The organism is Streptomyces sp. TLI_105 (assembly GCF_900105415.1).
Taxonomy (GTDB): Bacteria; Actinomycetota; Actinomycetes; order Streptomycetales; family Streptomycetaceae; genus Streptomyces.
In genome coordinates, this window is record NZ_FNSM01000001.1 from 8,533,262 (window position 1) to 8,546,820 (window position 13,559).

A 13,559-nucleotide genomic window follows, 5' to 3' on the forward strand; every position below is an offset into this window, starting at 1 on the left:
ACCGGACCCGGCCCTGCTCACTCCTCCGTGAGCAGGGCCACGGTCGTGCGTACGGTGGCGTCGGGGTCGTCCGCGAGCAGCGCGAGCACGGCCTCCGCCGCAGGCGTCCCGCATGCGACGAGTCCTTCCACGGCGGCATCGCGGACGGCGGGGGAGGGGTCGCGGCCGAGGGCCGTGAGGAGGGCGGCGGAGGCTTCGGTACGCCGGTAGGCGACCGCCTCGGCGACGGTCTGCCGTACGTCGGTCACGGCGTCGCCCGCCAGCTCCCGCAGCAGCTCGTCCGCCCCCGGCGTCGACCAGCGGGCCACCGCCCGCGCGAGCCCCTGCCGGACGCGGGCGTCCGGGTGGCCCGCGAGGGGCGCGAGCCGTTCCACCGGGCCGCGCCGGCGGAGCCCGTACCACTGGAGCGTGTCACGCAACGCGGCCGTGTCCGCCCGCGCCTCGGCCCGCTCCAGCCGTGCGAGGAGTACGCGCGAGGCGGGCGCGGGCCCGTCCAACGGGTGCGGCCGCCGCTCCCGAAGCCGCCGGGACCCGTACGCGCCGGGCTGGACGCACCCCGCGCAGACACACGGCGTGACCCCATGGGCCCCGGGGAAATACCGCCACCCGGCGACCTGCCGCACCGCCCGCACCTGCCGCACCTCGCCCCGCGCGATCGTCCGAGGCAGGAACACCTCCCACCCGAGCGCCCCGTCCCCCAACTCCCTTATCCGCCGCACCGCTTCGGCCGCCGTGAGCTCGTCGAAGCTCCGCCCGTACCGCCCCACGGCCACCGGCTCCCCGTCCGGCAGCCGCACCTGCACGGCGACGACCCCCCGCGACCCCGGCCGCCGGGCCAGCTCCCGCAGCCACTGGTGCGTCAACGCGTACGAGGCCAGGACGGGGAACAGATAGACCCCCCGCCGCTCCCCCCGCGCCTTGATCCCGCTCCGCCGAATGCCCGCCGCGCAGGCGGCGGGTGTCAGGTGCACGAAGGTTGCCATGGGGAGATGCTAGGCCGGTTACCGGCCGATCTGGGCTAGTGATCTGAGTCGGAGATTCGTCGTCGGTCGGGCATGAGTCGTCCGGGTCCGAAGATTCCGCCGTTGTCAGTGACCGATGCCCAGTGGGCGGTGCTGGAAGGCTGGTTACGTCGCCGCACGACGGCCCAGGCTCTGGCCCAGAGGTCGCGGATCGTGCTGGAGTGCGCCAAGGGCCACTCGATCATGGAAGTGTCGCGCCGGCTGCGGATCGCTCCGGACACGGTCCGCACCTGGCGGCGGCGTTTCATCGAACGTGGCCTGGACGGCTTGTGCGACGAACCGCGGCCCGGCGTCCCGCGGAAGATCACCGATGCCGACGTCGAGCGGGTCATCGTCAAGACCCTGGAGGAGACGCCGAAGAACGCCACCCACTGGTCGACGAGGTCGATGGCCGCGGCGACGGGCATGTCGCAGTCGACCATCTCGCGGATCTGGCGGGCCTTCGCGCTGGCGCCGCACCGGTCGCAGACGTTCAAGCTGTCCACGGATCCGTTGTTCATCGACAAGGTCCGCGACGTCGTCGGTCTGTATCTCGACCCGCCGGAGAAGGCTCTGGTGCTCTGTGTGGACGAGAAGTCGCAGATCCAGGCCCTGGACCGGTCCCAGCCGGTCCTGCCGATGATGCCCGGGGTGCCCGAACGCCGCAGCCACGACTACCTCCGGGCCGGCACGACCACTCTCTTCGCCGCCCGCGAGGTCGCCACCGGCAAGGTCATCGGCTCCCCGCACCGCCGCCACCGGGCAGCGGAGTTCAAGAAGTTCCTGAGCAAGCTGGACAAGGAAGTCCCGGCTGATCTGCAGGTTCATCTGATCCTGGACAACTACGCGACCCACAAGACACCCGACATCAAACGGTGGCTGCTGGCCCGCAAACGGTGGCTGCTGGCCCGCCCGCGGTTCCACCTGCACTTGCCGACGAGATCCTCGACAAGGTCGCCGCCTACTGCCGACGAATCTCTGACTCAGATCACTAGGCCCGGAGGTGCCGAAGCGGACCTCGACCCACTCTGTGAGCTGATCTGATGGCTTGGCCCGCAGGGAGCAGCAGGCGCCTGCTGCTCGCAGACTGAGCAGGGGCGCCCACTGGGCCGAAACGCGCGGCAGGCCCAGCCGGTTCTCACCAGCCGGGCCCACCGGACGCACCCGCGGAGCCTGTGGGAAGGATCAGCCGGTGGTGACCGCGGTGTCGTCGATCAGGAAGCCGGTGGCCAAGGACGAGTCCTCAGTGCCAGTGAACTTGATCGTGACCGTCTTGCCCTTGAACGCCGACAGGTCAAGGGTCCGTTGGGTGTAGCCGCCCGGCGTGGCGTTGGAGTACGTCGCCAGAGTGGTGGTGCTCGTGCCGGAGACGACCTGGGCCTTCAGCGTGTCGTACGGCGTGGTGCCCGACTCCTTGGTGTCGATCGCCAGGAAGAAGCTGAGCTTGGGCGCCGCAGCGGTGGCCGGGATGGTCACCGACTGGGACAGGGTGTCGGTGTGCGCGCTGCCGTATCCATCCAGCCAGGCGTAGTACGAGCCGGAGTGCGCAGTAGCGCCGGCGTCGTTGGTGATCACACCGGAGCTGGAGGCCCAGTTGACCGCACCGGACTCGAAGCCCGGGTTGGAGAGCAGGTTGGAGCCACTCGGTGGCGTGGTGCCGCCGCCGCAGGTGGTGGAGGTCGGGACGACGGCCACGCCGCTCCACGCCTTCTCTACCGTGGCGCACTGGCTGCTGCTCGCGCCGTACAGGTCGATCGCGGCCTTGATGCTCGCGGTACGGGCCTCGGGGTAGGTGGTGCCCGAGGTCATGTACGTGGTGAGCGCGCGGTACCAGATCTTGCCCGCGGCGTCGTTGCCGATGCCGGTGACCGTGCCGCCGTCACAGGTCGGGCTGTTGCCCCAGCTGGAGGAGCCGGAGCCGACTGCCAGCAGGTAGAAGAAGTGGTTGCCCACTCCGGAGGAGTAGTGCGGGTCGAGGTTCTTGGTGCCGGTGGTCCAGCAGCTCTGCGAGACGCCGTCCTTCTTCGGATCGTCCATGTACCGCAGCGGCGTGGAGCTGATCTTCTCGCCGATGAGGTAGTCGGGGGTGTCTGCCGGGCTGTTGGCGTTGAACTCCACCAGGGTGCCGAAGATGTCGCTGGTCGCCTCGTTCAGGCCGCCCGCGTCACCGAAGTAGTTCAGGCCGGCGGTGGCGGAGGTGACACCGTGGCTCATCTCGTGGCCCGCGACGTCGAGCTCGGTGAAAGGCTTGTCGCCGGGGGCGCCGTCACCGTAGATCATGCTGAAACTGGTGTCGTCCCAGCCGGCATTGGCGTAGTTGTTGCCGTAGTGCACGAATGAGCGGGCTCCGACGCCATCGTTCTTGATGCCGCTGCGACCGTGCACGTTCTTGTAGTAGTCCCAGGTTGCCTGGATGCCGAAGTGGGCGTCGGCCGCGACGGTGGCGCGATCGCTGAGTGCGCCGTTGCCCCACACGTTGTCGGTGTCGGTGAACGCCTTGCCCCAGCCGGCCGGCGGGCTGTCGTTGGTGGCGGTCAGGTTCTGCGCGTCCCGGGTCTCCCCGTTGCCGCGGGTGGAGTCCTTGAGCTGGTAGCCGCCGGAGATCGCGGTGGTGGTCAGCGGGACGTCACCCACCTGGTAGCCGTGACCGGTGCCCTCGGCGGTGTGGAAGGCGTTCCACATCTGCCCGACCTGGCCGGTCAGGGCGTCCACCAGCACGTTGAAGTGGCTCGGCGACTGGTCGGGGGCTATGCCGTCGACGGTCACCTGCCACGCCAGCCGCGGGGTGCCGGAGAGCGCGTTCACCACCAGCTTGCTGGTCGTCTTGGCGCGCTTGCCCTGGAACTTCTTCTGCGCCAGAGCCTCCGCGTGCTCGGCGCTGACCTTGGGGGTCACCGGCAGGGAGAGGCTGTTCTTGAGGGTCAGCGTGCTCTCGCGGAACGCCCCGCTGGGCGCGGAGTGCACGATGACGTCACCGCCCAGCACGGGCAGGCCGCGGTATTCACGCGTCATGTGCACATGCCGGGTGCCGTCCTTGTCGACCAGGACCGAGGCGGACTTGAACGTGTCGTCCGAGCTCGCCCGAACCGCCGCAGGGTGGGCGGCGATCGAGGCGCGAGCGTCCTGGATGGCCTGGCTCTTGTCGGCCTTGGGCGGGTGAGGCCGAGCGGTGTCGGCAGCGGCGGCGGGGGACCCCATGCCGGCTATCAGCAGGCCGCTGACGGTCAGCGAGATCGATGCGGCAAGAACACTTCTCTTCATGGGCCGGGATCGTGGCCGCTGTCGGAAACCCCGGTCAACGAGCGCCAACTCTGTTTAATTGCGGGCACTGTGAAGAGGCCGGTGACCGACTCCTCCCCCGATCACGGCTCTGCCGCACCCTGAGCTTTGGTCAAAACTGTTCACAGAGTGTCTAACGTCTCGTCGATACCCGGCCAGGTCATAGCTAGCCTGTGGCCCGTTTCCATCCCCCCACAAGAACGGTGCCACAGGCAGCGCCCCCCTCCCCAGGCGCGCAATGGCGGTGCAGAAGGCGAGAGACTGGTGGACATCAGCGGCACAACACGGTTCGGGCAGACGATCCAGGTCCCACGGCCACTGGAGCTGAAAACCGCACAACAGCGAGAACCAGCAAGCGATCTCCTTGACGCGCTCCGCACCGGCCCCTTCGAAGCTGCCCTCGACTCCGCCGTGCGGGCCAGCGGGCTCAGCCTTGAACGCATCCAGCACCGGCTCGCCGAACGCGGTGTGGAGATCAGCGTCACCACGCTCAGCTACTGGCGACGCGGCCGCAGCCGCCCCGAACGGCCACAGTCCCGCCAAGCGGTCCGGCTCCTGGAAGAGCTGCTGGGCATCCCCACCGACGGCCTGGTCTCGCTGCTCGGCCCGCGCCGCCCTCGGGGTCGCTGGGTCAACCGAGACTCCGAAGTACTGGAGAGCGAGCGCCTGTGGCCGGAGTTCGTCAGCCTCCCCGGACTGCTGGCCGAGCTGGACAGCACGGACGACGGCCTGCTCCGGGTCGCCGCCCATGACCAATACGAGCTCAACGCGCAAGGCACCGGGGCACGACTGACCACCCGCCTGACGCTGAAAGCCACCCGAGACGGGGTGGACCGCTGTGTAGTGATCCTCCACGGTGAGGACCCAGACACAGCGCTGCCGGAATTCACCAACGTACGCAACGCCCGCCTCGGGCGGCTGCGCTCGGACCGTAGCGTGCCATTGGTAGTCGCCGAACTGTTCCTGGACCGCACGCTGTCCGAGGGCGGAACCACGCTGATCGAGTACACCCTGCGGTTCCCCGAGAGCGGACGCCGCGCCGAGGAGTGCGGACGAGGGTTCAACGCCCCCGCCCTCCTCTACACCCTGGAGGTCGCCTTTCACCCGGACACGGTCCCGGTGCGCTGCCGGCGCTGCTTCAGTGCCGCGGTGACCGGGGAGCCGATGTCCGCGGAATTGGTATGGATCAGTGCCTCCGGCCGGGCGCACGCGGTCTTCGAGAATCCCGGACCCGGCTTCCGGGCACTGCGCTGGGAGTGGCACTGAACGGCGGCGACGCCCGATGCAACCTCGTCGGGAGTCGGCACGGTGATGCCTCTTCCGCAGTGGGGCGGGCGAGCGGTATCTGGACGTCAACTACAAGATGAAGGAGTCCCACCGCATCTGCCCCCTCCACGGCAGGCGCGGCCTCTGATCGCAGATGGAAGTCCCCGACGCACCGCTCCGCGTCACCGCGAGGGTCCAACTACCGCCCTGACTCCCTCCTCTCCTCCCGGGCCCGGGAGGCGGTCTGCTCACTGAGGGCCTGAGCGATGTCTTGTGGGCGTGTCAGCTGAGGATGGCGCCCCGCACTGGCGATCACCGTCACGAGGGCGTACGGGAGTGTGCTCAGCAGAGACTGTCAGTCCATGGTGAGGGGACACCTGTCTGGAAGGATCGACCCGTCGTCGGCCACTGGCCCGAGTCCGTCGTTCCTGGTCGGTGACGCTGACGCGGAAGGGCTGCACCCCACCCACGGGTGCAGCCCTTCCGCGTACAGGAAGCCGGGCTGGCTTTGTCCACTTCTAAGGGTTGTCCCCTAAATGGTCTCCGAGTCGGCCCGCACATGCCCGAGTTCTTCTGCTGATCGGGCCAGGATGAGGTTGTGCAGTCGGGCGATGCCTAGCATGGCGTGGTGGACACCGTCGCCTTTCAGGCGGCAGTCGCGCAGGACGTGAGGTAGCGAGCCGGCTCCGGAGCTCACACCACAGCGGATGCGAGGCCGCCGGATGGGCGCCTAGCCTGGAAGTACACCGAAAACAATCTGAGCATGAAACGGAGGCGTGGGGACCTGCCTAACGCTCCGTACATCAACGTCGGCGGCTACTCGAAGATCCAGCAGAGCAACGGCGCGGTAGTTGAAGCGAACATTGTTCAACAGGGGGACCATCTCAGCGGCTACTGCACGCACCACAACGGGCAGGTGCACAGCACAGAGGTGACCGGCACGGTGACCGGTCAGCACGTGGACTTCTACATCACGTGGGACGACCACACCAAGGGACACTCCTGGGGTGACCTTCAGGCCGGCTTCTTCACGGGAAACTGGGAGGGGATCCTGAAGGGCGGAACCCAGGACGTGCTGCACCCCAATGTGCAGGCGACCTGGGAAGTGCAGGACCGGGTGTTCCAGAGGCTGGTGCCCGCCTAAAGATTGCCCCGTAACTAGGTCCGGGGTCTCAGGCAGACTGAGCCTTTTCCAACCTCACGCTGAGGCGTGATGAAGGACGAGGACGGCCTGGACGATCGTGGTGATGCGGTGGGTGCCGCAGCGGAGCCTTCGCGGGAGGCACCGGCCCTTCGGGGTGGCCATGGCCTGCTCGCCGAGGCAGCGGATCTTGGCGTGGGTGCTGTTGTGCCGGCGCTGCCACCGTGTGAGGCGGCGGCCGCGGAAGGGCACCCGGATAGGACCACCGGCACCCTGGTACGCCGTGTCGGCCCGGCATGTGAGGCCGGCCTCGGTGAGCGCGTCGACGATGTGGTGGGTGCGGGCGGCGGTCAGGTCGTGGGCCGGTCCGGGCAGGGCGGGCGGGGCCCGCAGCAGCCGGCCGAAGGGATCGGTGAGGACCTGGACGTTCCTGCCGTGGCGTTGGTGTCTGCCCGAGTGGTACGGGGTGTCGGCGGCGGTCCGGTCGATCGGCAGCAGGGTGCCGTCCAGGATCACGAACGCCTTGGTCCGGGCGATGCGCATCGCCTCGGCCGGGGTGGGTGCGAGGGCGGCCGGCACGTCGACGGCCTCGCGCAGGGAGCGGCACGCGGTGGTGATGGCGAACCCGGGGGCGAGCTGGGCGTAGGTGTCACCGCATCGCGGACGGGCCGGAGTGAGGAGAGCCTGGCGGCCGGCGGTCAGGCGTCGCCATCGGGTCCCGATTTTCCCCTCGCCGGGCAGCGAGTCGTCCGGTCAGGCACCGCAGGGTGCGACGGGACAGGTCGATCGAATGGGGTCTCCCCTGCTCGAGCGAAGCCGAGAGCTTGGGGAGGGGTGGACAAGCACGCGAAGCTCCTGGCGCCGCGGGGGATCTTGGTCGAGAACCCGTCTACCAGGAGCTTCGTCGTTCCACCGATCTGTCCCACACACGGCCCGCACCGTCAGGTGGGAAAGGGCTCAATGAGTGATCCAGCCCGCTGTCCATCTGGACAGCGGGCCGTCAAGCGGGAAACTGTCATCAGTTGGCCTTGGTGGTTTCCTCGTGTCGGCGTACTCCTGGAAGTGCGTACCTGAGTACGGGTGAACGTGCTCAGGCCCGGGCGGCTCAACGGAAGGCGTTGGCGTTCTCCGATGCCCACTGCTGGAACGGGCGGGCCGGCGTTCCGGTGACCTGTGAAACCGTGTCGCGCACCATCGACAGCTCGTGGTTCACGTCTCCGCCAGTGACGTCGAGCACGGCGTCCGCGGCCTCGGGCCCGAAGGTCGCGACCATCTGTGCGCGGGCCTGCAGACGGCTGATCTCGGCGAAGGGGACCTCCCTGTCCAGTGCTGCCGCGATGGCCTCGACCTGCTGTCGGGCGGTCACCGGCTCTGGACCGGTCAAGGCATATGTGCGTCCGTGGTGGCCGGGCTCGGTCAGTGCCACGCGTGCCACCGATGCGATGTCCGCGGGGTGGATGGTCGGCAGCGCGGTCTCGGCGTACGGCACGTGGACGGTCTTGCGGCCTTGGATGGAAGCGGCCCACATCAGGGCGTTCGACGCGAACTGCGTCGGCCGCAGGATCGTCCAGGCCATGCCGCTTGCCTTGAGTAGCTCCTCCACCGCCAGGTTCTCGCCGGCGGGGCCGAGGTGCGGGTGGGTCTGGACGGTGATGGACGACACCAGCACGACGTGCTCCACGCCCGCCTGCCGGGCGGCTTCGAGGATGTCGGTGTCCGGGCCCAGACGCGACACGAGAAACAGCGAGCGCACCCCTTTCAGCACGGGCTTCAACGACGCAGGCTCTGCCAAGTCGCCCTCCACGGCCTCGACCCCTTCGGGGAAGGCGGCCCGAGCGGCATCACGGGTGAGCACCCTCAGCGGTCCGGCACCGTGTGCGTGCAGCTCCTTGAGCAGGGCACTGCCTATGTTTCCAGTGGCTCCGGTGACGAGGATCATGGGCGTGTTTCCCGTCGTCGGATGATCAAGTAGGCGACACGCTAGAACCTCGATCACACTTCAGGTCAAGGCGCCTGGCCATGTCCGTGCCCGTTCCGCCAGAGTTGTGGACCAGTACTGGGTTGGCGCCTGCCAGCGCGTAGTAGGTATGCAGGCCATTCACAGTGAGGTCGTAAGCAGCCTGCAAGCCCTGCCAGTGAGCCTTTTCCAACCTCAGTTTGAGCAGTCCAGGTGGAGGGTGAGGACGGCCTGGACGATGGCGGTGATGCGGTTGGTGCCGCAGCGCGGCTTGCGCAGGAGCCGCCAGGTCTTCAAGGTGGCCATGGCCTGCTCGCCGAGTGCGCGGATGCGGGCGTGGGAGACGTTGGCTGCCCGTTGCCCGGCGGAGAGGGAGTCCCAGCATCCGCGGTAGGGGACCCAAGCGGTGCTGCCGGCGCCCTGGTAGCCCTGGGGCGAGTGCCGCGAGGATCTCCAGCGCCTCGGCCACGTATCGGTAGGCGGTGGTGATCCCGACTCCGAAACCGGCCGTGAGCTGGGCGTAGGTGTGGCTGCAGTGCAGAGCGATACCCATCTACCAGGAGCTTCACCTCATCCTGTACGCGGCCCCACGCCAACGCCACTTTTCGTCAGGCAAGTTGGAAACAGCTCCGTGTCCACAATCGACCCGAACAGCCGAAACGGACCGCCGAATGAACCGACGCACCGTCACGAGATCGAGGTTAGGATCCCGTTCGCGACACGAGCATCATCCGTTCATTTCCTTTCATGCTTCCCTTGCCACCGGAAAGATTCCTGCATGATTCGCCACAAAGGTAGGCTTCCTCGCCTGGCCTCGCTCCTGATCGGTCTCGGACTGGCCGCCTCGCTGGTCACCGCTCCCGTCGGCGACGAGACCGCCGCGCATGCCCCCACGGCCCCCGCGCCCGCCGCCTACGCCGTCACCCCCGCTGTCTCCCCGTTCGTCCAGAGTGGCCCGCGCAACATCGTCACACGGGTGCAGGACACCTACATCACCAACGTGGACGACGCGGACCACTCCGGGGGGCAGCTCCTGCACGTCGGCACGCCGGACAACGGCACGACTAAGTACCGCAGTTTCCTGCAGTTCGACGTCTCCAAGCTGCGCGGCGCGAACATCAAGAGCGCGAGCCTGCGGCTGTACAACTCCTTCACCGGCTCCTGCGACGGCTGGTGGATGTACGCCGATCCGGTCGCCGCCGCCTGGAGCCAGTCCACGATCACCTGGGCCAACCAGCCGGCCCTCAGCGCCGGCTACCAGAGCTCCGCGAACTTCGGCATAGGACACCCGACCTGCCCGGACCAGCCGGTGGACTCCGACCCGGACACCTCGAACGGGATCAAGCGGCTCGACGTGACCGCCGTGGTCAAGGCATGGGCGTCCGGTGCACTGGCCAACCACGGCCTGCGCCTTTCGGCCGGCGAGTCCGGCAGTGTGGCGTACAAGGACTTCTGCTCCATGAACCCCAACGCCACCGACTTCGCCTGCCATCTGGCGTACTACACGCCGACACTGGAAGTGGAGTTCAACCCCGGCGCGTCGGTCATCGGCGCGGCCGACGAGTACGCCGTGAACTACGGCGGCTACCCCGCCACGAGCTCGGCGCTGGAGTTCTACGACTCCTATGCCCCCTCCCTGTGGCCTGCGACGGGCCCTTACCAGCGATGGGTCCCCGATGCGTACCACTCCTTCCAGGACCCCTACGGCGACCTGCTCCGGGCGCCGTTCGCGGGCGGGACGGAGCACCGGCTGCGCCCGGCGGGCGCGTACGCTGCGCCCGGCCGCAGCGGCCAGCAGGTCCTGGTCGTCGGGGACGGTCAGAGCGGCCTCGTCGCCGTCGTCCCGTACCCGGCTCTGTCGGGGGCGCGCTTCGCCATCAACGTCGGCGTCAGCTCCATCACCAACCTGCACGGCGTGGAACTCCTGCCGGACGGCAACGTGGCCGTGGCTCTGTCCAAAACCGGCCAGGTGAAGGTCTACACCAAGGCCCAGGGTGCGATCGGCAACGCGCCCAGTGCTTATGCCACCGCCGCGGACACCAAGACGCTGGACGATGCCCACAGCGTGCTGTACGACCCGGACACCAATTCGCTGTGGGCCATCGGGGCGAGCCAACTCGTCCAGTACCCCTACACGAGCGGCACCGGGAAGCTCGGCGAACCTAAGACCTTCACCCTGCCGCTGAACCCCAACGGGTCGTCCCTGGCCTACGGCCACGACCTCGAGCCCGTCTACGGCAACCCCGACCGGATGTGGGTGTCGTCCAACGCGGGGGTCGTCCAGTTCTCCAAGTCCGGGGCCACGCCCTGCTACGCCTCGTCCCGGTGGCCGACCTCCGCGACTGCGGCCGACGGGAAGGCCAACCGCTGGTGCACGGACTACACCCGTGAACCGCTAGTCAACAAGGGCGGCATGGCCAAGAGCGTCGGCAACGACCCAGTCTCCGGCACCGTGATCACGACTTGCGCGGGAGATCCCACCGCCTGCCACGCGCCCGTCGCGGGTGCCGACAGCTGGACGACGCCGGCGATCACCTTCGTGGACTCCTCCGGTCGCCATGAGGAGTTCTGGCGTGAAACCTATGCTCAGTACTACCGGGCGCGCTGGATGGTGCCCAGCTACAACTGACGCCGGGCCGCCGCCCGTCCTCCGCGGAGGACGGGCGGCGGCCCGGCGTCAGTTGTAGCTGGGCGGACAAGGGCTACCAGGGCGCCGGCAGCACCGCTTGGGTCCCCTACCGCGGATGCTGGGGCTCCCTCTCCGCCGGACAACGGGCAGCCAACGTCTCCCACGCCCGCATCCGCGCACTCGGCGAGCAGGCCATGGCCACCTTGAAGACCTGGCGGCTCCTGCGCAAGCCGCGCTGCGGCACCAACCGCATCACCGCCATCGTCCAGGCCGTCCTCACCCTCCACCTGGACTGCTCAGACCGAGGTTGGAAAAGGCTCACTGGTGGGAGAGATGGGGCCGGTCTGTGTGCTGGCGCTGGGGGGCTGCCGTTCATGGGTGTGGGGGTCACTGGCACAGGCACTGAACGGTTCTCGTCCGTTCGGCAGCATGCGGGCACCCACGTTGTTCTCAGCGGGCAGTTTGGCTGTCGGGAGTCAGGCTGATGGACGCCGGCCACGATCTGGCCGGTTACCTGAACGGCGTCCGCGCGACGCCGCCGAGCGCCTGGCTGACGACGCCGTCCGCCGCGCCCGCGCGGTGCGCGACCCGCATGCGACAACACCACCGTCCTGATCCCCCGCATCGCTTGACTGGCTGTTGAGAGACGTTCGGCTCCGGCCGGCCAACGACAATGAGGCCGGGCAGGATAGCCCTGCCCGGCCTCGGCGCCTACTCCCACAGCGCCTTGAAGATGTCCCACAGGGGTGCGCCCCGGTCGGGCGGGTCGGCCAGGAGCTTCTCCGTCAGACGGGACGTGAACGTCCGCGCCGTGCCCTCAGCAGCGCCTTGGGTGGTGCCCCGGACTATCGCGGTGGGCAGGCCGGCGCCGACGGCCGCCTGCTGTACGGCGGGCGGGGGGCAACACGCCGGGCGTGGGCGTTTCTCCTTCCGTGTGCCCGGCCGGGAGGCGATGATCGGGCCTACGGCTGTGTGGCGCGGTGCCGCGCGGCCTGATCATGGATGAGGGAGGCCGACATGGCGACCGGCACGGTGAAGTGGTTCAACGCGGAGAAGGGATTCGGGTTCATCGAGCAGGAGGGCGGCGGCCCCGACGTCTTCGTCCACTACTCGGCCATCGCCAGCACTGGCTACCGGGAGCTGAACGAGGGCCAGAAGGTGCAGTTCGACATCACCCAGGGACCGAAGGGCCCGCAGGCCGAGAACGTCACCCCGGCCTGAGCCTTTGTGCCACGAGTCGGCGAAGATTCGCCGACTCGATGCCGCCTGACGCAGTGCCGCAGCCTCTCTCCAGGATGGCATGCAGCGCGGCGGCGGCTTCCCGTGCTCGCTGCGTGTTCCGACGCCGTGTGCCACGAAGCGGGCCGGGCCGGCGGGGGAGTCGGAGCAGTTCTTCATATCGATCGGATCAGCCGGATTGCCGCGGCACGGGCGGAGTCGTACGGTCCCGCCCTCTCGGCCCCCTGCCACGCTGTGTTGCTCATCCGGGCCAGGGGGACTGGCGGCCGACGGCGTTCCATTCCTCATCCCGGTGAGCCCCGCGTCGCCGGCCCCGGCATCAGCTGCCGCTTCTACTACTTCGGCGACACGCCCTGACGCCCGCTGGCGCCGCTCGGCCCGCCCTCGGTCAGTTGGGCGGCGGTGTTCTCGATCCACAGCAGCGTCCACTCGACTCCGGCCTGCCACCCGGGCGCCGCTCCGTCCGGCCTTCCGGGGTCCCAGAGGTGAAGCTGTCGCCCGACCTGAAAATGCGACGACACGGCCTGCTCACCTCCTCTTGACCGGAAGTTTGGTTGAGGTATGAGACTCCTCTCATGACCACGATCACTGCGGACACCACCGCCACCGCTGCCGACGTCGCCGCCATCACGCGCCTCTTCGACGGCTACCTCCGTTCCCTCGACGAGCGCGGCGCTTTCGACGGGACCTGGGCAGCCGCCTTCTTCACCGAGGACGCGTCCACTTCCACCCCCGCCGGGGACGTGCACGGGCGGGACGCCATCGCCGCGAACGTCCGCATGGCGATGGGGCTCTTCGACCGGAGCGTCCACTTCGGTTCTAACTACCTCATCGACGTGGACGGCGACCGCGCCACCCTGTTCGGGAACCAGCTCTCCACGCATGTCCTCGCGGGCGACGGCACCCTGTTCGTCTCCGGCGGACAGACGGAGAACGAACTCGTCCGCACCCCCGAGGGGTGGCGGCTTTCCCGGGCCGATCTGCGCATCGTCTGGAAGCAGGGAAACCCGCCGGTGATCCCGTAACCAGGCCGCCTGGACGCCCCGC

Annotated in this window: 10 protein-coding genes and 4 pseudogenes; 7 read left to right on the forward strand and 7 right to left on the reverse strand. The window is 68.7% G+C overall.

The genetic code is table 11. The features are described 5' to 3' along the window. Nucleotides 1–17: 17 nt before the first annotated feature. The gene (locus tag BLW86_RS39045) at nt 18–983 is read right to left on the reverse strand and encodes a HEAT repeat domain-containing protein (protein WP_093878379.1); all 966 of its coding nucleotides are present in this window, start codon (nt 981–983) and stop codon (nt 18–20) included. 72 nt (nt 984–1,055) lie between these two features. Here BLW86_RS39045 and BLW86_RS39050 point away from each other — a divergent pair. Beyond that, a pseudogene (locus BLW86_RS39050) lies at nt 1,056–1,949 on the forward strand (IS630 family transposase); the annotation flags it as partial. A 237-nt stretch (nt 1,950–2,186) separates the two neighbouring features. Here BLW86_RS39050 and BLW86_RS39055 read toward each other — a convergent pair. After that, a complete protein-coding gene (locus BLW86_RS39055; protein ID WP_093878380.1) occupies nt 2,187–4,262 on the reverse strand; it encodes a M4 family metallopeptidase in 2,076 nt (691 codons plus the stop codon). A gap of 282 nt (nt 4,263–4,544) precedes the next feature. Here BLW86_RS39055 and BLW86_RS39060 point away from each other — a divergent pair, with 282 nt between their 5' ends. Both BLW86_RS39060 and BLW86_RS39065 read left to right on the forward strand, forming a co-directional pair. Continuing rightward, nucleotides 4,545–5,546 carry a hypothetical protein gene (locus BLW86_RS39060; protein ID WP_143060339.1) on the forward strand — a complete coding sequence of 334 codons (1,002 nt, stop codon included), beginning with the start codon at nt 4,545–4,547 and terminating at the stop codon, nt 5,544–5,546. A gap of 763 nt (nt 5,547–6,309) precedes the next feature. Then, complete coding sequence (locus BLW86_RS39065; protein ID WP_093878382.1) at nt 6,310–6,690, forward strand: hypothetical protein; 381 nt, start codon at nt 6,310–6,312, stop codon at nt 6,688–6,690. Nucleotides 6,691–6,744: 54 nt separating this feature from the next. On the opposite strand, the pseudogene BLW86_RS39070 reads toward BLW86_RS39065, so the two are convergent. The 4 genes and pseudogenes from BLW86_RS39070 to BLW86_RS39085 form a co-directional block, all read right to left on the reverse strand. After that, a pseudogene (locus tag BLW86_RS39070) lies at nt 6,745–7,474 on the reverse strand (transposase family protein). 318 nt (nt 7,475–7,792) lie between these two features. Further along, the gene (locus BLW86_RS39075) at nt 7,793–8,626 is read right to left on the reverse strand and encodes an NAD(P)H-binding protein (RefSeq protein WP_093878383.1); all 834 of its coding nucleotides are present in this window, start codon (nt 8,624–8,626) and stop codon (nt 7,793–7,795) included. 25 nt (nt 8,627–8,651) lie between these two features. Further along, a complete protein-coding gene (locus BLW86_RS44200; protein ID WP_177181903.1) occupies nt 8,652–8,837 on the reverse strand; it encodes a hypothetical protein in 186 nt (61 codons plus the stop codon). 2 nt (nt 8,838–8,839) lie between these two features. Next, a pseudogene (locus BLW86_RS39085) lies at nt 8,840–9,185 on the reverse strand (transposase family protein); the annotation flags it as partial. A gap of 237 nt (nt 9,186–9,422) precedes the next feature. Here BLW86_RS39085 and BLW86_RS39090 point away from each other — a divergent pair. From BLW86_RS39090 to BLW86_RS39100, 3 genes and pseudogenes are all read left to right on the forward strand, one after another. Next, a complete protein-coding gene (locus BLW86_RS39090; protein WP_093878384.1) occupies nt 9,423–11,273 on the forward strand; it encodes a DUF6528 family protein in 1,851 nt (616 codons plus the stop codon). A 47-nt stretch (nt 11,274–11,320) separates the two neighbouring features. Beyond that, nucleotides 11,321–11,575, forward strand: a pseudogene (locus tag BLW86_RS39095) (transposase family protein); the annotation flags it as partial. Nucleotides 11,576–12,290: 715 nt separating this feature from the next. Then, nucleotides 12,291–12,494, forward strand: a complete 204-nt coding sequence (locus BLW86_RS39100) for a cold-shock protein (protein ID WP_093878385.1) — start codon at nt 12,291–12,293, stop codon at nt 12,492–12,494. A 353-nt stretch (nt 12,495–12,847) separates the two neighbouring features. Here the strand turns inward: BLW86_RS39100 and BLW86_RS39110 are convergent, their stop codons facing one another. Further along, a complete protein-coding gene (locus tag BLW86_RS39110) occupies nt 12,848–13,033 on the reverse strand; it encodes a hypothetical protein (RefSeq protein WP_093878387.1) in 186 nt (61 codons plus the stop codon). A gap of 54 nt (nt 13,034–13,087) precedes the next feature. On the opposite strand from BLW86_RS39110, the gene BLW86_RS39115 reads away from it, so the two are divergent. Continuing rightward, nucleotides 13,088–13,537 (forward strand): nuclear transport factor 2 family protein, encoded by a 450-nt coding sequence (locus BLW86_RS39115; protein WP_093878388.1) that lies wholly within the window; start codon nt 13,088–13,090, stop codon nt 13,535–13,537. The last annotated feature ends 22 nt before the right edge of the window (nt 13,538–13,559 follow it).